The organism is Bradyrhizobium sp. USDA 4504, from assembly GCF_054063995.1.
On record NZ_JBSSGV010000001.1, the window covers coordinates 4,466,161 to 4,484,902 of the forward strand.

The window sequence follows — 18,742 nt, forward strand, 5'->3', positions numbered from 1 at the left end:
CGCTCTAGAAGTTCAAACCGTACACCAGCCGCGCCTGATGGCGCTCGAAATTGACGAGGTCGAGGGCGGCATTGCTCCCGGCCCTCTGCCCCCAGGCCTGGACGCTCCAGGTCGCGGTCAGGCGTGAACGTTCGGAGAGCTGGAAATAGGCGGTCGGTCCGATGAACAGCGCCTGCCCGGACAGTTCATCCAGGCCGATTCCCTCGTACTTCCTGAAATAGCGCGCTTCGCCGCCGATCAGGATATCCGGCTTCACCCTGGCCATGAGGCCGAATGCGGCACCGATGGTGGCATCCTGATCCGCAGCGCCGGTGCGCGGCGTGCGCGTCCATTCCGGCTCATAGCTTAGGTTGAGGGCCGCGATGACAAAATTCGGGATCACCTCGCGGTCGAACGCGACCGTGAGTTCGGTGCCATAACTACGGACGGCTGCGGCCGTCGTCTCGTCGACGCGATCGGCACGCGTCTCCAGCGCGACCGTCATGCCAAAGGGCGCCGTCTCGCGATTCAGAAAGCGATAGCGGAAATCGACCGAGACGCTCTGCCACGACAGCTGGCGCCGATCGTCAAGACCCGGAACGCGGTTGATGTCGTATGCGCCGAATGACGTTCCGAGCTCGACACGAAAATTCTGCGCGGGCACGAGCTCGAGCTCCATTTCCTGATTGAGCGTGCGATACCGGCCGCCGTCCTTGGCGAAGCGCCCTGTGGTCTGGCTCTGGAATTCGCGCTCACCGACATTGCCCACGTCGGAGCCGATCATGAAGCCGAAGATGTGCTCGGTATCAAAGTCCTCGGCATATGCGCCAGGCGGCAACGCCGCCGCGATGCCGGCAATCGCCGCGCACAGCATCCCCGCCCAACGCCCGGTCTTGAGTTTTGGATTCATCGTCCCCGCACCACCGCCTCAGGCCACACTGTAGGACAAAGCAGCTAGGCCCGCCAATCGCGCAGGTGGTGTCGGTCTCAAGGTCTTGTGGGAAGGGTATGAGAGAAGCTGTCCGAGCGGCCGCAGCGCCCGAGAAAGACACGTTCGACAAAAGACGCCTGCCCGGCTCGATGCAGCGCGCTGCACGAGCCGGGCAGGCTGTCTCGCGTTACTTGTCTTAAGATTACTTGCGCGCTGCGCAGGCGTACATGTTGATTTCCATGCCCACCGGCACTTCGACGATCTTCGGTGTTTTCCAGGCCATTTCCTTCTCCCAAGTCATAAGTTGGCGCAAGCCTCGCGCCGCGCGGCAAGCTAGGGCTGCCTTTTCCAGGGCGCAAGCCGGCCGGGTAAGGACCCGACTTCGCTGCTGGACATGCCGAAGCGGACGACGGCTCGCTGACATCTGCCCGGCATTGGGAACTCCGACACTGATCTGTCGGGCATTTTCCGGCTGCCGGGCGGCGACGCGTGGGTAAGGAGACCCGATTCATCCAGCCGCGTCTTGCCCAAGAGCGAAATCGCAACTTTTTTTGTTATGCGCGGAATTCTGCGTCAATATCCGGCAAATCCGCCCGGCAAAGTTCGCCGGCTGGCAACTTATTTGAGCAGGCGCAGCAGGGCCCGGCCGGCGCGCGAGTTCAACTCCTTCGCGTCCAGCGTTCCGTCATTGTCGGGATCTGCGGCCTTGAAGCGCTGCTCGACGACCGCGAGATATTCGTCGAGCGTCAGGGTGCCGTCGTGATCGGGATCGGCAGCGGCCAGTTCTTTGGCGGTCAGCCGTCCACGCAATTCGCGCGCGTCGAGCGTGCCGTCATGGTCGGGATCGAGCTTCGCGAACAGATTGGCGGCAGCCTTCTTGGCTTCGGCAAGGTCGACCGTGCCGTCATTATCGGGGTCGAGCATCCTGAGCGCACTGCGACCGCCCGATGCGGCCAACGCGGGACCTGACAGGACAACCATCGCCAAACTCAGCGCAAGCGATCGGCGCGAAATCATCGTTCGTCTCCCGTAAGTCCCGCTCCGGCGAAGACACGGAGCGCCTGCGATCCGACCCTACCATAGCAGCTTCAGCGGGGCTTCCCACGGTTCGTGTACGCGGCGAAATCCTGTCGGGATTCGGGTGGAAAGCGGTTGCCTCACGGGCCATCTGTGGCGCTCTCGATTGCACCACAACGAGCGAGGTGACCCATGACCAGCATTTGCAAGAACGCATTGGGCTGCCTCGTTGCATTCGGTCTTATCGCGCCCGTGTCCGCGCAGACCCGGCACCCTGCCCCATCGGCGGAGGCGGTCCAGCAGCGCGTTCTCACCGGCAAGGAACGGCTCGGCCGCAAATGGACCGACGAGCAGCGTATCGATAATTGCAATGTGCCGCCGGACAAGCGGGGCGCGAAACCGCGGCCGAGTGTCTGTCCCCCGACGCCGTCCAGCTGACCGTTCGCGCCGCGGCATCACGGCGGGCCGCGCTGGTGTAGCGTATTCCACGCGACGGCAAGCCACGAACGCATCTGCGAAAGACCTGACGCTTTCGATCAGTCTCTTGCGGTTAGCGGGCGCTCGTTCACGTTTTCGTATTGACCCGTTTTGGTTTCAGGCGGATGGTTCCGTCCGCAACGTCAGGAATAGGCGTGCGAAAAAGGTTCATTGGGAGGATAGGATGAGACGCATTGCGCTGGCCGCAAGCCTCGTGATTCTTGCATCGTATGGTGCAAGCGCCCAGACCAACGAGCAGTTGGTCAAGGGGGCGACTGATACTTCGAACGTTCTCAATTACGGCATGGGTTACAATCTTCAGCGCTTCTCGACGCTGAACCAGATCAACAAGGACACGGTCAAGAATCTCGTTCCCGTTTGGAATTACAGTCTTGCCGACGATCGCAGCGAGCAATCGCAGCCGTTGATCTACCAGGGCACCATCTATCTCACCACGCACAACGCCACGATGGCGATTGACGCCAAATCCGGCAAGCAGGTGTGGAAGACCAAGGTCGAATATCCCGCCGAAACACCGCGCATCGTCTGCTGCGGCATCATCAACCGCGGCGCGGCGCTGTTCGATGGCAAGGTGTTCCGCACCACGCTCGACGCCAATGTGATCGCGCTCGATGCCAAGACCGGCAAGGAGCTGTGGCGCCAGAAGGCCGCGGATATCAAGGAAGGCTACTCGATGACGGTGGCCCCGCTGGTCGCCGACGGCGTCGTGATCACCGGCATCTCGGGCGCCGAGTTCGGCACCCGCGGCTTCATCGACGGCTGGGATCCCGCAACCGGCAAGCATCTATGGCGCACCCATACCATCCCGTCCCCGGACGAACCCGGTGGCGACACCTGGAAGGGCGACACCTGGAAGCTCGGCGGCGGATCGACCTGGATCACCGGCTCCTACGATGCCGAGCTGAACACCGTCTATTGGGGCATCGGCAACCCCGGACCGTTCAATTCGGCGGTACGTCCCGGCGACAACCTCTACACCTGCTCGGTGCTCGCGCTGGATCCGAAGACCGGCAAGATCAAGTGGCACTACCAGTTCTCGCCGAACAACCCGTTCGACTATGACTCGGTTGCCGAGATGGTGCTCGCCGACATGACCGTCGAGGGCAAGCCGACCAAGGTGCTGATGGACGCCAACCGCAACGGCTTCTTCTACGTGCTCGATCGCACCAATGGAAAGCTGCTCGCGGCCAATCCTTACGTGACGGTCAACTGGGCGAGCGGCATCGATCTGAAAACCGGCCGTCCGATCGAGACCGACATCTCCAAGGATGCGCGCGACGGCAAGAAAGTCCTGGTGCAACCGTCGATCCTTGGCGGCAAGAACTGGGAGCCGATGTCGTACAATCCGCAGACCGGCCTAGCCTACGCCAATACGCTCAATATCGGCGGCAACTACAAGGCCGAGCCCGCGACCTACAAGCAGGGCGAATGGTATCTCGGCATGGACCTCACCGATCCCTGGGCCTGGCCCAACGGACCGCGCGGCTATCTCAAGGCCATCGAGCCCATGACTGGAAAGAGCAAGTGGGAGGTGGCGAGCGACATCCCGCGCTTCTCGGGTGTGCTCTCGACCGCCGGCGGCGTCGTGTTCTCCGGCCAGCTGACCGGTGAATTCGATGCGTTCGACGCCGAGAACGGCAAGAAGCTGTGGAGCTTCCAGACCGGCTCCGGCATCGAAGGCCAGCCGGTGACCTGGCAGCAAGATGGCGTTCAGTATATCGCCGTCACCAGCGGCTACGGCGGAGTGTACTCGATCTTCTCCGGCGACGAGCGCCTTGCGAAAGTGCCGACTGGCGGGTCCCTCTGGGTCTTCGCCGTCAAGCAGTGAGCGCGGATCGCACGTGAAGACAGTATCGATCTGGACGGCGGCGGTGTTCACCGCCGCCGCGATGACGGGCATCGCGACTATGACGATGCCTGCCATCGCACAGCAAGCAAATGCCGACGGCGATCAGGCCACGATCGACAAGGGCAAAGTCACCTACGCCCAGAAGTGTTCGCACTGCCATGGTCCGAACATGGTCAATTCGGGCACGGTCACGCCGGACCTTCGTACCCATCCCGATGACAAGACACGGTTCGTCACCACGGTGAAGCAGGGCAAGAACGGCAAGATGCCGCCGTGGGGCGACATCCTGAGCGACGAGGAGATATCGGATCTCTGGGCCTTCGTCGCAAGCCGGAGAAAGCCATGAGGGCCTGGACCGCGGCGCTAGCCGCCGCTCTCGGCTTCGCACTGATCTCGACGCTTGCCGGCGTGACCGCGGCACGCGCGGCCGACGAGCCGCTCCGAGTCTGTCTCGACGAGGACCTGCCGCCGTTTTCCGTGCATCATCGCGGCAAGCCCGCCTCGGGCTTCGACGTTGCGCTCGCGCAGGCAATAACCGGGCGGCTCGGCCGCGAGCTCGAGATCCAGTGGTTCGAAAGCAAGCTCGATGACACCGCAAGCCCGGCGCTCGAAGCCAATGCGCTGCTGTCGGACGGGCGCTGCTCGTTGGTCGGCGGCTACGCGCTTACCACGGACTCGCTGAAGGCGCCCGGCGTCACGACGGCCAAGCTGCCGGACTTCGACGGCGCCACCCGCGAGGATCGCCGCCGGCGGATCCCGATCGGCGTGCTGGCGCCGAGCCAGCCCTACATCTATTCGCCGATGACCGTCGTGCTCGGTCCCAAGGCCAAAGACAAGATCAAGGAGCGCAAGATCAAGGATATCGGCGATCTCGCCGGCCTTCGCCTGACGATCGAAAGCGGCACGCTGGGCGACGCCATCCTGATGACCTTCGACAAGGGAAAGCTGATCGACGACATCACGCACCTCGTTCCGGGGCGCAGCGACCTACTCGGAGAGTTGGAACGCGGCGAATTCGACGCCACATTGCTCGACCTGCGCCGCTTCGACGCCTACCGCGCTGAACATCCCGACACCAGGATCACGGCCTCGGGCTACTATTATCCGATCGGCGCCAACCGCGGTTACGTTGCGCTCGAAACCGACAAGGCCCTGCTGGAATCGGTCAACAAGGTCCTCACCGACCTGCAGGCCAAGGGCACCATCGCGGAGCTCGGCAAGGCTGCCGGCCTCACCTGGCTTCCGCCGCGCGAGCCGATCATTCTCGGCGATGTCTGGCTGAAGATTCTGAACCGGTGATGCCGGCGATAGCTATCGCAAATAGCTCGCCAGATTCATGCTCTGGATCTTGGAGATCGCCGAATAGGACGCCGTCAGCTGCGCCTGATAGGTCGAAAGCTGTGCCGTCACGGCCGCGACATCGACGCTGGTGAGGTCCGTCGACAGCGTCTTCGCAAAATTCTGGTAATCGCTCTGGTTTGTGCTGGCGGTCTCGATCTGCGACGCCGCGGCCGACAACTTTGCCTGCACGGTGGATGTGGCATCCAGCGCATTGCTCGCGAGGTCGAGCGCCTGCGTGATGTCGCTCGACGACAGCGTCGTGCTGTTGCCGACGTATTTCAGCAACCGCATGACCTGCTCGAATGCTGGATTGTCGGCGGTGACGCCGTACGAGATCGACTGGCTGTCCGACACGCGCACGGACGCGATCTCGCCGTCGCCCTTGTAGTAGCTGGTGTCTGATGTCGTCAGCGATCCGGTGCCCGTCCCATAGCTCGACAGGTCCGCCGGCGCGGTGTTGGTGCGGGCGCCGCTGAAGACATATTCGCCGTCATACTGGGTGTTGAGCAGCCCCTGCATCTGCGCCATGGCCTGCTGCGCATAGTTGATCACCGATGCCGTCGCCGTGCTGCTGCCGGTGGTGGCCGCGCTGAGCTGGGTCCGCAGCTGCGTGATGATGTCGGTCATCGACCCGACCGCCGAATACATCACCTGCACCTTGTTATCGGCGAGTTGGCTGGCATCGATATAGGACTGCGCGCGCGTCACCGACACCTGCAAATTGATGACGCGCCCGGCGCCGGAACCGTAGCCGCCGAAATCCTCGGATTGCAGCCCGGAGGACTCCTGCACCTGCTCGTTGGCCATCACCGCCTGCACCCGCAACGCGTTTGATATCATCTGGTCCGACTGTGCAAAGGTGGCAACGCGCATCATCATGACGACGGCCTCGGGTTCAGCTGGCGCTCATCGCGGTCATCAGCGCCGAGAACATGGCATTGATGGCGGTAATGATCTGGGACGCGGCGGCGTATTTGTTCTGCAAAGCACTCAGATTTGCGGATTCCTCGTCAATGTTGACGCCAGACTGCGACGACAGCGAATTCGCATAGGTCGACTGCGCGGTTTGCTTGGCGGTGTAGGCCGCCGACGCCTGGGTCGCCTTGCCAGCGGCGTTGGCGACGATAGCGGCCGCGTAGTCCGTGAAAGAGCCTGTGGTCGCGCCGAGGCCGCCGGCCATGCCGAAATTGGTCGCCCCCGTCAGCGCGCTCGAGAGCGCGTTCACCACCGTTGCCGAGCCCGGCGACAGCACCGAGTTTCCGGCGGTCAGCGTGGACGACGCATCGAGCGTCGCCGTCGGCGGCGCCGCCGAGCCATTGAGGATGTCGCTGCGAACGGCGATGTCGAACGCGCCGGTCCCCGTGATCAGGTCGTTGAACCCGAAGTAATCCGAAAAGCCCTGAGCCGCACTGCCGACCGCGCTCGTCATCTCGTTGATCGCAACGCCGTTGCCGGATGTGGTCGTCGAGATCGACAAGTGTCCGTTGGCATCGACCGAAGCTGACAGCCCCGAGATGCCGTTGATCGCGGTGGCGAGATCACCGACCGTAGCGTAGGACGACAGATCGAGATCCTGGTAGGACACCAGATTGCCGCTCTTGTCCGCAACCGCGATGCGCACCGTGCCGGTTGCCGACAGCGGCGTCGTGCTGCTCACGGTGGCGGCTCCGGTGAGGCTGGCCGGCGGCGGCACCGACGTGCCCTGGTTCGACACCGCGTTGACGCTCGCGGCAAGCTGCCTGGCCAGCTCATCGAGTTGCGACTGCGCCGCCGGCAGCGTCTGGTCGCGCAGCGTGATCAGCGCGCTGACCTTGCCCGAGGAGATCTGCGAGGTGATGTCGACGCCATTGACGGTGATGCCGCTGAAACCGCTCGACGATCCCGCGCTATACGTCGTCGACGCCGTGACGCTGGGCAGCGCCGTATAGCTCAGCGGATGCGCCGTGCTATCGACCAGCGCCTGCCCCGAGCTGGTATAGATCTGCAGATCGCCGCTCGACGTGGTAAAATAGCTCACATTCATCATCGACGCGAGATCCTGCAGCGCACTGTTGCGCTGGTCCTCCAGATCGGCCGTCGACTGCCCGGCTGCCGCTTGCTGCTTGATCTGCTTGTTGAGGTCGGAGATCTGCTGCAGGTCGGAATTGATATCGGTGACCGACGATGCGATGTCCTGGTCGGCATTGGAGCGCAGCGTCTGGATGCCGCTAGAGGTCTGCTGCAGCTGTGTCGTCACCGCCGCAAGCGCGCTGACGGCGTTCGATTGCAGCGACGCGCTGCTCGGCGTGCTCGCCAGCGACGACAACGCCGACTCGAATGCCGCGATCGTGTTGGCCAGCGAGGTGCCCGTTGTGGAGCTGTCCGAGCTCGATGTGCTGCCATAGAGCTGCTGGAGCTCGGTCAGAAAACTGTTGGTGGTATCGGCGGCGCCGAGATCAGAATCGGCCCCGACCAGCGACTTCAGGAGCAGCTCGTCGACCGCGCTGCTGATCCCCGTGATCGTGACGCCGGTACCGACACCGGAAGTGACGCTGCTGCTCTGGTTGGCGGTCTTCGCGGTATAGCCCTTGGTATCGGCATTGGAGATATTGGCCGAGGCTACGCTGATCTGCACCTGCGTGGCTGACAGCCCGCTGAATGCGATGCTTCGTGCGATATCGAGCGACGACACGACCAACTCCCTCCGGCACCGGCCCGATCAGGCCCGCACATTGGTGCCATAGGACATCGCGGGCGTGACGCGACGGCCGCCGGCGCCATAAGGCGATACGTTGGCGATCTGCTCGCGGATCGCCTGCATGATCGCCTCGATCCTGCGATTGCTGGCATCGATCGCCGCACGCAGCCGCATCACGTTCTCGTCCATCGTCATGCGCAGCTTCAGGATCCGGTCCATCAGCTGCTCGCGCAGCACGCGATCCTGAACGTTGAGATTTGCCGTCTTGCCAACCGCCTCCGCCACACACTGCTCGAACAGGGTGGCAAGGCGGTGCTTCTCGTCGACCTGCTTCAGTCGCGAGGCCGGCAAGCCCTTGGCGAGTTCGACATTCTCCTCGTTCACGATCGCGATCAGATTGTCGATCAGCGCGATCAACGACCTTGCGCGCTCGTCATTTCCCGCGGGATTGATCTTGATGTTGCGTTCCGGTGTCATGTCATCGCTCCCGTTCAAGCTAGTGTCCGCGACGCAGGGCGCGAACCGATTGTGCGCTGCGCCCGTACGCGGTGATTGCCGTTACCCGGACCGCGGCCCGGTTGAGTTCATGGTCGAGCCGCGCGCATTCGCGCATTAGCTGGTCCCGCAACGTTCCGACATCGTCGAGCAACGCACGAAGCTGCGCGCGATCGTCCGGCCGGACCGCAGCGGCCTTCGCCTTCAGCCGCTGAAGCCTGACCAGCAAGCGGTCATTTTGCTTTTCGGTCATCATCGCGACACCGCCGAGATCAGCGTATCGAACATCTTGTCGACTGTGGTGATCACCTGCGAGGCCGCCGAATAGGCCTGCTGCGCCGAGATCATGTTGGAGAACTGGCCGCTGGTATCGGTGGTGCTCGACTCCAGCTCGCTGCCGTAGATCGTGCCGGCGCCGTTGGTGCCCGAGGTCTGCAGCGTGGCGTTGCCGGAAGCTGCCGTCGCGGAGTACATGCCGTCGCTAGCCGCGCTCAATCCGTTGGGGTCGCTGAAGGTCGCGACCGCAATCTTGTAGATCGCGATCGTCTGCCCGTTGGAGTAGGTGGCGTCGACCACGCCCCCCTTGCCGATCGAAATGCTGCTCAGCTTGCCATAGGGCAGACCGTCCGACGTGATGCTGGTGAGATCGACGGCTGGCGTGGTCTCGCCCGATGAATACTGCGTCAGGCCGTCGGTCTTGCCGGCCGTACCGAGATTGAGCGTGATGGCCGTGCCGTTGGCGGCAGAACTGTCGGCCGCCCCATCCTTCCAGCCCGTCACCGAGATGACGGGAGGGCTCGGGCTGGTCGAGGCGAGCGAGCCGTCGCTGTTGAAGGTGATATCCACCGTATCGGTGATCGTGCTGGCACTGTCTGTCGTGGAGTCCGACGCGAGCTTTGGCGTCTCGAAACTGGCCTGCCAGCTGTTGTCGGCGGTCTTTTCCCAATCGATCTGGATCGTGCTCGCCGTGCCAAGCGAATCGTAGACCGTCATCGAGCTATTGAAGGTCGCACCGACCGCGGCATCGGCCGGCAGGTTCGCCGCGACCGTGGTTTTGGTGGTGGCGCTGCCGCTGGTGGACGCCACCTGCGTATTGATCGGTCCGAGGCTCGCGGCAGAGGCATTGCCGACGATGTTGCCGTCAGCGTCGGTCCGCCAGCCCTCGAGGTAGTTGCCGTTGTTGACGAGATAGCCCAGATTGTCGGTGGTGAACGCGCCGTTGCGTGTATAGGAGGTGGTGCCGCCGGACGTCGCGTTGGTTGTGACGAAGAAGCCGCTGCCCTGGATCGCGACGTCGGTGGCGTTGGTGGTCGCGGACAACAAGCCCTGCTGGGTGATGTTGGCGCGGCCGGACACCGTGACGCCGCCGGACGTGTATGAGGTGGCGCTGTTCGACGCGGTCACCAGATCCTGGAACATTGCCGACGTAGTCTTGTAACCCGTGGTATCGGCGTTGGAAATGTTGTCGGAAATCATTGCCAGCGACTGGCTCTGCGCGTTGAGCGCCGAGATCGCTGAGGAAAGAGCACCAGTAAGACTCATGATATGACTCCGGAGGCAATCAGGACGTGACGCCGATGATGTTGGCGGCGCTGACGGGGACGCCGTTCACGAGCAGCGAGGGCGTCGAGCCGGAGGCATCGATGCCGGTCACCGTTCCCGTCATCGTGGTGTAGCTGAGCAGCGAGTTTCCGGCGGAGTCGGTCGCAGTCACCTGAATCGTGTACTGGCCGCCGTCCTTGAGCTGGGTGCCGTCGGCGGACTGGCCGTTCCAGGTGAAGGTGTTGGAGCCGGCGGTTCCGGTCCCCTTGCCGCTCCACACCGTGTTGCCCGAGGAGTCCTGGATCGTGATCGCGACGTTGGACGCAGCCGAGGTGAGCGAGTAGCCGAAGGTCGCCGAGCCGTTGGTCAGCTCCGCCGTGTTCGTCTTCGCCTCGACGGTGTGGCCGATATAGTTGACCGAGTTGAGCGTCACGAGGCTCGAGAACGAGCTCGCCAGCGACGTCATGCTGGCGTTGGTCGATTGCTGCTCGGTGAAGTTGGCGTAGGAGGTGAGCTGGTTGATGAAGTCGGTCGTGCTGGTGGCGTTCAGCGGATCCTGGTTTTGCAGCTCGCTGACGAGAAGGTTGAGGAAATCGGTCGAGCTCATCCCCATCGACGCGCTCGACGACGAGCTCGACGTGGTGGAAGTTGCAGCAGTTGCCGAGGAAACGGTCATGACAAGGCTCTCTTCGCCGCGGGATGCGCGACGGAACGCGGTGGAACATTGGGGTCGTGATGTCGTTCGCAGATAAAACGGATGACGCGCCGATTTCAGGCGCGGATTCATCCACCCGCAATCACTTGATGAATCGGCGGAACTTGCCGTGTCCGTTGCGGGTTCGCGGCTCGCAGGCGTGCATCTCGCCGCGAGAGCCCGCGGAGAGCTGCAAAGGCAATGCGGAGCGTTTTAGAGCGAAAGGCTGATCGGCAGATCCGGCTCGCCGAGCATCAATGCCGGCGGCGTCAATGCGGGCAACAGGCAGAGGGCCAGCAGCAGCGCCGGCAGCACCTTGCCTTGCTGTGCGGATTGGTCCGGTGCTTGTGCATCGTTCGGCTGATCGTCAGCCGAGGCCGGCCCCGAAGCGGGCTTCTGGGGCAACTTCGCCGCCGCGGTCACGATGCGGTCGGCAAGACCCTTGGGTGCGCGAACCGGCGGCGCCGCGAGCCCGCCGCGTACTGCACTCGCCTCCTCGTAGAGCGTCCGCGCCTCGGCCGAAGATGCCAGGAGCTGGACGGCGGCAAGACGTTGATCGTCGGGCCAGCGGGACAGATCCTCCCCCAGCCGGTCGATCAGGTCTTCGAATGTCGCAACGTCCATCGCGCGCGCAGATCCAGCCTCGTCGCCAAGGCTGTCATAAAGCATTCGCGGGACGGCGGAAATCAATTTCCGCCGCTGCCGCATCAGGTCCAGCATGGTGCTTGCCGCACGGCTATTTTCCCCAACCAGGGCGCCCGCCCAGGCCCCTTGCTGCGCCCGCTAACCGCCCTCGCCGGGTGATTCTCGGCCCTCCCCGGGCTCAGCGGCCGGCGGCTGATTCGAGCGTCTTGTCGAGTGCCCTGGCCTTGGCGGCCTTGCCGGCGGTCGCCTCGACGAACTTCCAGGCGTCGCGCAGTTCCGCCAGGCTCGCGATGATGCGCCGGAAATTGTCCCTGGCCTGCGGCCGGCCATAGGAGCGCAGGCACGCCATGATCAGGGCGTTATAGGTGCGGTAGAGACGATCGGCCATCGCGCCGCCACGGGTGAAGTCGAGATTGTGGCTCAGCCCGCGCAGGATCGCGGTCGCCCGTGTCAGATAGATGTGCCCTTCCTCGAAGCGCTTCGCCTCGTGCGCTTCCAGCGCCTTCTGCAACAGCGTGATCGCGCCGTCGCACAGCATCACCACCGCCTTCAGCGGCGGAACCGCCACCGCGGCGGATCGATAGGCATTGTTGGCGTGGTAGGCGGTCGCGTTCTGGGTCATCAGTTACTCGATGCTGCGTCTAGGAGTGCTTTCAGGTAGCCCAGCGTATTGTTCGCGCTTTCGATGGCCGCCTGGTAATTGGCGTATTGAACCTGCAGCTGAGCCTTGAACGTCGCCGCATTGCTCTGAATGTCGCTGACCTGGGACTGCAGGTCGGTGTCGCGCGACTGCAAGTTGGTGATCATGGTCTGGAGTTGACCGCTGGTTCCGGAACTGGTGTGCGCGAGCTGGTAGAGCTGCGTCGCCAAACCGGACGACGATGTCACCGTGATCGACTGCGAGGTCGAGCCCGTATAGGTGAAGGCCATACCGGCGTAGATCGTTCCTGAATTGCCGATGATGGTGTTGCCGACCAGCGAAAAGCCGGAGCTGTCGCCGCCGACCGAGGCTCCGGTCAGCGTACCGGTGGAGTCCACCGTGAGGTCGAGCGTGAAGGATTGCGGCGATGTGCCGGTATTGACCACACTGAGCTGGCTGGACGAAGTGGCGGTCTGCGCCGACAGCAGCTGGGTGACGCCGGCGAGATTTTGCGTCAGCACCGTCGACAGCGTTCCGGTATCGAGCTGGAGCTCGTTGTTCTCATTGAAGGACAGGCCGAGATCGGCCATCGTCATGCCGCCGACCGTCCCGCTGAGCACCTGCTGCAGCTGGGTCATGAGATCGCGCATCGTGCTGTCGCCGAACAGCACCGCGCTCGACGCGGCCGTGCCGTCGGAATTCTGCGCCGACTGCGCGATCACCTGGTCGCGAAATGCGTTGTAGTTGGTGACGAAGGTCTGCAGCGCTGACGTGATCTGGCTGGTGTCGGTCTCGATGCTGATGTTGAGGCTGGTGCCGCTCGGCGTCGGCTGCAGCAGGTCGAACGTGACGCCGGACAGGACGTCGGAAATGTCGTTGGTGTTACGCGTGAGCGCGATGCCGTCGAGGGTGAACTCCGCGGACTGCGACTTCTGCAGCACGTCGGTGAACGCCTCGGACGTGTCGGTGACGCCGAGCTCGTTCAGGATGTCATCGCCCGACGTCGACGAATAGGCGATGTCAGCGGCGTCGTGCGTCCCCGTCAGCACCATCTCGTAGGACCCGCTCGACACCTGGACGATGGAGGCCTGGACATTGGTGGTCGAGGTCTGGGCGTTGATGGTGTCGACGATATCCTGCATCGACATGCCGCTGGTGATCGAGATCGCCGTGCTGGTGCCGCCGGACAGGCCGAGCGAGAAAGTGCCGGAGAGGCCCAGCGCCATCGAGCTGCTCGACTGCGAGGAGCCGATCACCTTCTGCGCGGTTGCGAGCTGGGTGATCTGGAGCGTGTGATCGCCGGTCGCCGAGCCGCTGTTGACGCTCATGTTGAGCGCCGACGAGGCGCTGACGTCACCGGTGGACGAGATCGTCGCCGCCCGGGTGGCGAACGCGTTGGTGGCAATCGAATTGATGATCGAGGTGCTGAGCGACGACAACCCGGTCGCCAGCGTCGACAGCTCGGTCTGCAGCGATTGATAGGCCGTGATCTTGGCCTGGTTCGCGGTGATCGTCGTGGTGATCGAGGTCGCCGCTGCGAGCTTGGCGTTGACCTCGGCCTCGATCAGGGCATCCCAATCGATGCTGGTCGAATTGGTCGTGCCGGTCGTTGTCACCGTGCTGGCGGAACTGGTCGACGTCGTGTTTGATGTGCTCGAGGTGGCGCTGCTAACCGTCATGTCGACACTTCCGCCGCGATAGGAACCGGGCCGGCATCATGCCGGCCCGATCGATCTTTCGAATTAGCCGAGCAGCTTCAGCAGGTACTGCGGCATCTGGTTCGCCGCGGTTTCAGCGGAGACCGCGGCCTGGGTCTTCACCTCGGCCGAGGACAGCGTCGCCTGCTCGGAGGCGATATCGACGTCCTTGATCGCCGAGTTGGCCGATTGCAGGTTCTGGGTCTGGGTCGAGATCGAGTCGGCGCTGAAGTTGAAGCGGGATTCCTGAGCACCGATCTCGGCGCGTGCGGACGAAACCTTGTCGATCGCGGTGTCGAGAGCCGTCATCGCGCTGGTGGCGCTCGACAGGCTGGACACATCGAGCGACGTCACGGACAGCGACGAGGCCGTGAGGCTCGTCAGCGTGATCGTGATGGTGTCGGCCGAGGTCGAACCGACCAGCACCGAGACGCCCGAGGAGAACACGCTCGAACCGTCGAGCAAGCTCTGGCTGCTGTAGCGGGTTCCGCTGGCGATCGAGTCGATTTCGCCCTTGAGCTGCGTGAATTCCGAGTTGATGTAGGCGCGGCTAGAATCGGCCACGGTGCCCGAGGCGGACTCGGAAGCCAGCGACTTCATGCGGGCCAGGATGTCCGAGATGTTGGAGGCGCCGCCGTCGGCGGTCTGCAGGATCGAGGTCGCCTGCGCCGCGTTGGTGGCGGCCTGCTGCAGCGTCGTGATGTCGGAGGAGATGCGGGTCGAGATCGCAAGACCGGCCGCGTCGTCGGAAGCCGAGGTGATGCGCGAGCCGCTCGACAGCTTCGACAGCGCGCTGGTTTCCTGCTGCGAGTTGATGTTGAGGTAACGGACCGCGGAGTTCGCGGCGGTGTTGGTGGAGATTGCCGGCATGAGTAGCTCCTGTGCTGATGGGGCATGGCATGCCGCATCGTGAAAAAGAGAGGTGACGCGGATCCAGCCCCCGTCCGCCCGATCAAACGGGCCGGCCGCCGGTGGTCAGGCGCAAAATCTTCAGAAGCTGGAATTTATGGTTAGCAGTCGGTAAACGCGCCGCGCAGGTCGCGCTCGTGCCGCTTCAGCATCTCGCGCAGCTGCTGCCGTCCTCGCTTCAGCAGCGACTCCACCGCGGCCACGGTCGTGTCCATGACCTCGGCGATCTCGCCGTTGCTCATGTTCTCGTGATACGACAGGATCACTGCGACGCGCTGCTGCTCGGGCAGGCGCTGCATCGCGACCTCCAGCAGATTGCCGATCTCGTTGCGCTCGATCACGGCGGAGGCATCGAGCTGGGTGTCTGCGACCTCGGGCACGACATCGACATTCTCGGTGCGCGGCTTGCGGCGCAGATCGATGCAGCGGTTGCTGACGACGCGATAGAGCCAGGTCGAGAACTTTGCGCGGCCATGCTGCCAGCGGCCGCGATGGGTCCACACTTTCAGCATCGTGTCCTGCACGACGTCTTCGGCGTCGGCGGCGTTGCCGACGATGCGCAGCGCGATCGCGTAGGCGCGATCGACGTGGCGTTCGACCAGAGCACGAAATGCCGTCTCGTCGCCGGCGGCGAGACGGTCGAGCAAGTCCTTGTCTTCGTCGTGGATCTCGACGGTGTCGAGCGGGCCCGCATCGGCAACGGTGGGGACGTTGCTCCACGGAGCAGCCGCTTCGGCCGGTGCAACCGCGGCCGGCGTGGCCTCCACTTCGGCCGGTGCCCTCATATCAAGCGCGTAACTCATCCGCCGCTCTCCAACCAACGCCGCTGGCACACATTCCATGCGGCTTCTGAGCGTTGAACGGAGGGGTCCAGCAAACCAGGCGAACTTTTTTCGTTATTTTTCAAACGCTTAGCTGGATGTTTTTGCCGACCGCCCGGCAAAAGCTGCCGCTGCGCGCAGGCGCAGGGAAAAATGCGACGGAGTTTGGAGCAGTCGTTCAGCATCGCCTCGCATTTCCGCGGAAGAGATCGTCGCGTCGGAAAACGCTGTTGTCACACCAACTAACGCCACGCGAACCCATGCATGCGCCGAGCATGCGAGTGACTCACCGCCGTTGGTCGCCATCTTGCATTCGACGATTGCGACCAGGCAATTTTTTCCGAATCACTGTTTCGACGTTATCGGATTTTTTGAATCTGTCAGTCGCGAAGCGCGCGTTTTCGAATCCCGCATCAACTTTTTTGAACTGTCGCGCCTGATTTGTCTCACGCGCGCGTTCAACGCATGAGGACTGGCGGGAATTTTGCGCATGACGATCATGACGGCCGACGCGACGCGTCGAGCGCAGAATGTTTCTGCATGTTCATTCGATGTTTTCGATACATTTCTGTTGCGCGCCTGCACGACGCCGGATGGCGTATTTGAAAGGGTTTTTCAGCGTTGCTGCATTGCTGAAAAATTTCCGAACATGTCCGCCAGTTTCGTTCAACATCGAATCCAGGCGGAGGCGCGGGCGCGCAAAGTATCGCAGGAGCGGTGCGGCTCAACTGAAGTGCGCATCGCCGACATCTACAAATACTTTCCGTTCAGGCTGTTCGGCCTGAGCCGCGATGCGCTGCACGATCTTGCGCAGATCGAGTTCGAGACCGAGCTCGAGCTCTGCCGCGCCAATCCCGAAATGCTCGAGCAATATCTGGACATGAAGCGCGGCGGCTTTCGCGTCGGCTTCATTTCCGACACCTACTGGAGCACCGACCAGCTCGCGCAGCTGCTGCGTTCCTGCAGTCCCGGGCTGAGCTGGGATTTCCTTTATGCGTCCTGCGATCACGGCAGCAGCAAGAGCGAGGCGCTGTTTGAGGCCTATCTCGCCGAGCAAGGCATCGACGCGGCAAGCTCGTTCCATGTCGGCGACAACCACACCGCCGATATCAAGGGCGCGCGCCGTCACGGCATCCGTCCGCGCTACTACCCGCAGGTCGGCGCGGCGCTGGCTTCCAAGTTTCAACGCGAGACATCGATCTTTGAATTGCTGTGCCCCGATCAGCCGTCGCGGCTCGACTGCGGCGCCCGCACGCTGCGGCGCGCGGTGACGGCGAAGAGCGCGGAGCCTGCTCCCGCTTTCGACCTCGGCGTGACCGTGCTCGGCCCGGTGATGGCGGCGTTCGACGCATTCATTTCTGCGCGGCGCAGCGCGCTTGCTCGCGAGGGCGCGCGCGTTGCGGTCGGCTTCCTCGGCCGCGACGGCCTGCTGCCGCATCGCGTCTGGCAGGCAAACCACGGCGAGACCGGCGCCTATATCGAGATCAATCGTCGCGTCAGCCTGGTCGGGTCTGCCGATACGCTCGAACCACTCTGTGAGCTGCTGGGCCGGGTCGTCAAGATCGACGCGGCGACCTTTATCGACATCGTCAAGGTGCAGCCGCCCGCCGTGATGAAGTTCTTCGCGCAGTATCCCGACGGCATTGCCAGCGGCCGCGAACTCGCCGACGCCCTGCCTGATCTGATGGACCCGCGCGAGATCACCGATATCGCTGCCGGTGTCCGGACCCGTTTGCTGACCTATCTTCGCGCGCATATCCTGGATTTCGATGGCTGCACCGATCTGATCCTGGTCGACCTCGGCTATTCCGCAAGCGTGCAGAAGTCGTTGCGGCGAATTTTCGATCGCGAGGGCATCCGCATCCGCCTGCACGGCGCCTATCTGCTGACGCTTGACGATGCCTTCGACGACATCGCCGATGACGACACCGCGGAGGGCCTGATTTCGGATCGCGTCGTCACGCCGCACGTCAAGCGCATGCTGATCCGCAACGTCGCCTTGCTGGAGCAGCTGTGCTGTTCTAGGGAAGGATCGGCGCGGGATTATCGCAGCGGTGAGGTATTGCGCGAGGGTGATCAGCGCCCGGCCGCCCAGCTGGCGCTGGCGACCGAGGTGCAATCCGGAACGCTGGCCTATGTTTCGCGCGCCCGCGAGCTGGCACCACGCTACGGATTGCAGCCCGATGCCGCCCCCGCGGTCGCGGCGCGCTGGACCGCCGCCGTGCTCGGCCGCCTCCTGCTGCTGCCGGACGATGATGAGCTCGCGCTGCTCGGCGGCATCAAGCATGACGTCAATCTCGGCACCCCGGCGCTGGCGCCATTGCTCGATGCCGACTTCGTCAATGATAGCATCATCGCCCGCGGCCTCATGACCGCCTGCACGGCTCCGGCGCCCCCGATGTGGCTGGCGGGCAGCTTTGCCGCCCTGTCGCCGTCGCATGCCTATCTCTACACGCTGTTCGGCGCCAATCGCCTGCCCGCTAGCGTGTTCGGCGAAGCGCTGTGCGGGACGCTGCAGGTCGGTCTGTTCGAGCGGAACGGCCAGGCGTCGCTGGAGGCGATCAGCGTCTATCACACCGGGCTCGGCGATCTTCGCCTGCGGATCCCGCTGTCGCGCCGGATGGCAATCGCGACTATCGTGCTGCCGCTGGCCAAGCTCACCCGCGACGGGATGCTCCACGGCATCACGGTCCAATATGGCGAGAGCGCCGCGAAAGCCGCCGAGGGTTCGAACGTGACAGCGATCGCCGAGGGACGGCTCATCGATGTCGGCCTCGAACGGCGCGGCCGTCACTTCCGCGCCACCAGTGACGACGGCATGCTGCTCATCCCCGTCGACGGCTTCGAAGACGACGTCGCCATCTACACGGTCGCGCTGACCGCCCTCGACCATGACCGCATCCTTGCGGTCGCGGACCGCGACGGCAACGGCGCCGCTTCGGCCACACTGACCTGGCGCAGCGCCAGAGGCATGCCGACAACGAACAACAACAGCTGATTTGTCCGC

General features: G+C 63.6%; 19 protein-coding genes. 5 read left to right on the forward strand and 14 right to left on the reverse strand.

All coding sequences use genetic code 11. The features are described from left to right. Window positions 1-4: 4 nt before the first annotated feature. The 3 genes from ACVMB1_RS21060 to ACVMB1_RS21070 all read right to left on the reverse strand — a co-directional run bounded on the left by ACVMB1_RS21060 (window position 5) and on the right by ACVMB1_RS21070 (window position 1,927). The gene (locus ACVMB1_RS21060) at window positions 5-889 is read right to left on the reverse strand and encodes a hypothetical protein (RefSeq protein ID WP_371852188.1); all 885 of its coding nucleotides are present in this window, start codon (window positions 887-889) and stop codon (window positions 5-7) included. A gap of 223 nt (window positions 890-1,112) precedes the next feature. Then, on the reverse strand, window positions 1,113-1,193 hold the full coding sequence (gene pqqA / locus ACVMB1_RS21065; protein WP_009031067.1) for a pyrroloquinoline quinone precursor peptide PqqA: 81 nt from the start codon (window positions 1,191-1,193) through the stop codon (window positions 1,113-1,115). 335 nt (window positions 1,194-1,528) lie between these two features. Then, window positions 1,529-1,927, reverse strand: a complete 399-nt coding sequence (locus ACVMB1_RS21070; RefSeq protein ID WP_310879955.1) for an EF-hand domain-containing protein — start codon at window positions 1,925-1,927, stop codon at window positions 1,529-1,531. Between the two features lie 192 nt (window positions 1,928-2,119). On the opposite strand from ACVMB1_RS21070, the gene ACVMB1_RS21075 reads away from it, so the two are divergent. The 4 genes from ACVMB1_RS21075 (at window position 2,120) to ACVMB1_RS21090 (ending at window position 5,573) form a co-directional block, all read left to right on the forward strand. Further along, on the forward strand, window positions 2,120-2,365 hold the full coding sequence (locus tag ACVMB1_RS21075; protein WP_225647641.1) for a hypothetical protein: 246 nt from the start codon (window positions 2,120-2,122) through the stop codon (window positions 2,363-2,365). 223 nt (window positions 2,366-2,588) lie between these two features. Next, on the forward strand, window positions 2,589-4,253 hold the full coding sequence (locus ACVMB1_RS21080; protein ID WP_076834181.1) for a methanol/ethanol family PQQ-dependent dehydrogenase: 1,665 nt from the start codon (window positions 2,589-2,591) through the stop codon (window positions 4,251-4,253). A gap of 79 nt (window positions 4,254-4,332) precedes the next feature. Then, window positions 4,333-4,620, forward strand: a complete 288-nt coding sequence (locus ACVMB1_RS21085) for a c-type cytochrome (RefSeq protein WP_229188856.1) — start codon at window positions 4,333-4,335, stop codon at window positions 4,618-4,620. Next, window positions 4,617-5,573: a substrate-binding periplasmic protein gene (locus tag ACVMB1_RS21090; RefSeq protein WP_456849201.1), complete on the forward strand. Its 957-nt coding sequence runs from the start codon at window positions 4,617-4,619 to the stop codon at window positions 5,571-5,573. Before ACVMB1_RS21085 ends, ACVMB1_RS21090 begins: the two co-directional genes overlap by 4 nt. A gap of 12 nt (window positions 5,574-5,585) precedes the next feature. Here the strand turns inward: ACVMB1_RS21090 and ACVMB1_RS21095 are convergent, their stop codons facing one another. From ACVMB1_RS21095 to ACVMB1_RS21145, 11 genes are all read right to left on the reverse strand, one after another. After that, window positions 5,586-6,494, reverse strand: coding sequence for a flagellin (locus ACVMB1_RS21095; protein WP_456849203.1), 909 nt, complete (start codon window positions 6,492-6,494; stop codon window positions 5,586-5,588). 16 nt (window positions 6,495-6,510) lie between these two features. After that, window positions 6,511-8,286, reverse strand: a complete 1,776-nt coding sequence (gene flgK / locus ACVMB1_RS21100) for a flagellar hook-associated protein FlgK (RefSeq protein ID WP_456849205.1) — start codon at window positions 8,284-8,286, stop codon at window positions 6,511-6,513. Between the two features lie 27 nt (window positions 8,287-8,313). Continuing rightward, on the reverse strand, window positions 8,314-8,769 hold the full coding sequence (locus tag ACVMB1_RS21105) for a flagellar protein FlgN (protein WP_456849207.1): 456 nt from the start codon (window positions 8,767-8,769) through the stop codon (window positions 8,314-8,316). A gap of 19 nt (window positions 8,770-8,788) precedes the next feature. After that, complete coding sequence (locus ACVMB1_RS21110) at window positions 8,789-9,043, reverse strand: hypothetical protein (RefSeq protein ID WP_057020579.1); 255 nt, start codon at window positions 9,041-9,043, stop codon at window positions 8,789-8,791. After that, window positions 9,040-10,329: a flagellar hook protein FlgE gene (flgE, locus tag ACVMB1_RS21115; protein ID WP_456849209.1), complete on the reverse strand. Its 1,290-nt coding sequence runs from the start codon at window positions 10,327-10,329 to the stop codon at window positions 9,040-9,042. Before flgE ends, ACVMB1_RS21110 begins: the two co-directional genes overlap by 4 nt. A gap of 19 nt (window positions 10,330-10,348) precedes the next feature. Beyond that, window positions 10,349-11,005 carry a flagellar hook assembly protein FlgD gene (locus tag ACVMB1_RS21120; RefSeq protein WP_456849211.1) on the reverse strand — a complete coding sequence of 219 codons (657 nt, stop codon included), beginning with the start codon at window positions 11,003-11,005 and terminating at the stop codon, window positions 10,349-10,351. Window positions 11,006-11,236: 231 nt separating this feature from the next. After that, entirely contained in the window at window positions 11,237-11,743 is a 507-nt protein-coding gene (locus ACVMB1_RS21125) for a hypothetical protein (RefSeq protein WP_456849213.1), read from the reverse strand. A gap of 103 nt (window positions 11,744-11,846) precedes the next feature. Then, window positions 11,847-12,290 carry a flagellar export chaperone FliS gene (locus ACVMB1_RS21130; protein WP_456849215.1) on the reverse strand — a complete coding sequence of 148 codons (444 nt, stop codon included), beginning with the start codon at window positions 12,288-12,290 and terminating at the stop codon, window positions 11,847-11,849. Continuing rightward, on the reverse strand, window positions 12,290-13,987 hold the full coding sequence (gene fliD / locus ACVMB1_RS21135; RefSeq protein WP_456849217.1) for a flagellar filament capping protein FliD: 1,698 nt from the start codon (window positions 13,985-13,987) through the stop codon (window positions 12,290-12,292). The genes ACVMB1_RS21130 and fliD overlap by 1 nt, the downstream gene beginning before the upstream one ends. A 63-nt stretch (window positions 13,988-14,050) precedes the next feature. Next, window positions 14,051-14,875 (reverse strand): flagellin, encoded by an 825-nt coding sequence (locus ACVMB1_RS21140; RefSeq protein ID WP_028336954.1) that lies wholly within the window; start codon window positions 14,873-14,875, stop codon window positions 14,051-14,053. Between the two features lie 140 nt (window positions 14,876-15,015). Continuing rightward, window positions 15,016-15,717: an RNA polymerase sigma factor gene (locus tag ACVMB1_RS21145; protein ID WP_076834197.1), complete on the reverse strand. Its 702-nt coding sequence runs from the start codon at window positions 15,715-15,717 to the stop codon at window positions 15,016-15,018. Window positions 15,718-16,468: 751 nt separating this feature from the next. Between ACVMB1_RS21145 and ACVMB1_RS21150 the strand changes: the two genes are divergently transcribed. After that, a complete protein-coding gene (locus ACVMB1_RS21150) occupies window positions 16,469-18,733 on the forward strand; it encodes a hypothetical protein (protein ID WP_456849219.1) in 2,265 nt (754 codons plus the stop codon). Window positions 18,734-18,742 lie beyond the last annotated feature (9 nt).

What these genes read in the sequence shown, in the direction of transcription:
- ACVMB1_RS21075 (WP_225647641.1), top strand. Translation starts at nt 2,120, where the DNA reads ATGACCAGCATTTGCAAGAACGCATTGGGCTGCCTCGTTGCATTCGGT.
- ACVMB1_RS21120 (WP_456849211.1), bottom strand. Translation starts at nt 11,005, where the DNA reads ATGACCGTTTCCTCGGCAACTGCTGCAACTTCCACCACGTCGAGCTCG.
- ACVMB1_RS21140 (WP_028336954.1), bottom strand. Translation starts at nt 14,875, where the DNA reads ATGCCGGCAATCTCCACCAACACCGCCGCGAACTCCGCGGTCCGTTAC.
- ACVMB1_RS21060 (WP_371852188.1), bottom strand. Translation starts at nt 889, where the DNA reads ATGAATCCAAAACTCAAGACCGGGCGTTGGGCGGGGATGCTGTGCGCG.
- ACVMB1_RS21125 (WP_456849213.1), bottom strand. Translation starts at nt 11,743, where the DNA reads ATGCTGGACCTGATGCGGCAGCGGCGGAAATTGATTTCCGCCGTCCCG.
- ACVMB1_RS21070 (WP_310879955.1), bottom strand. Translation starts at nt 1,927, where the DNA reads ATGATTTCGCGCCGATCGCTTGCGCTGAGTTTGGCGATGGTTGTCCTG.
- ACVMB1_RS21085 (WP_229188856.1), top strand. Translation starts at nt 4,333, where the DNA reads ATGACGATGCCTGCCATCGCACAGCAAGCAAATGCCGACGGCGATCAG.
- fliD (WP_456849217.1), bottom strand. Translation starts at nt 13,987, where the DNA reads ATGACGGTTAGCAGCGCCACCTCGAGCACATCAAACACGACGTCGACC.
- ACVMB1_RS21130 (WP_456849215.1), bottom strand. Translation starts at nt 12,290, where the DNA reads ATGACCCAGAACGCGACCGCCTACCACGCCAACAATGCCTATCGATCC.
- flgE (WP_456849209.1), bottom strand. Translation starts at nt 10,329, where the DNA reads ATGAGTCTTACTGGTGCTCTTTCCTCAGCGATCTCGGCGCTCAACGCG.
- ACVMB1_RS21095 (WP_456849203.1), bottom strand. Translation starts at nt 6,494, where the DNA reads ATGATGATGCGCGTTGCCACCTTTGCACAGTCGGACCAGATGATATCA.
- ACVMB1_RS21105 (WP_456849207.1), bottom strand. Translation starts at nt 8,769, where the DNA reads ATGACACCGGAACGCAACATCAAGATCAATCCCGCGGGAAATGACGAG.
- ACVMB1_RS21080 (WP_076834181.1), top strand. Translation starts at nt 2,589, where the DNA reads ATGAGACGCATTGCGCTGGCCGCAAGCCTCGTGATTCTTGCATCGTAT.
- ACVMB1_RS21145 (WP_076834197.1), bottom strand. Translation starts at nt 15,717, where the DNA reads ATGAGTTACGCGCTTGATATGAGGGCACCGGCCGAAGTGGAGGCCACG.
- ACVMB1_RS21110 (WP_057020579.1), bottom strand. Translation starts at nt 9,043, where the DNA reads ATGATGACCGAAAAGCAAAATGACCGCTTGCTGGTCAGGCTTCAGCGG.
- ACVMB1_RS21090 (WP_456849201.1), top strand. Translation starts at nt 4,617, where the DNA reads ATGAGGGCCTGGACCGCGGCGCTAGCCGCCGCTCTCGGCTTCGCACTG.
- pqqA (WP_009031067.1), bottom strand. Translation starts at nt 1,193, where the DNA reads ATGGCCTGGAAAACACCGAAGATCGTCGAAGTGCCGGTGGGCATGGAA.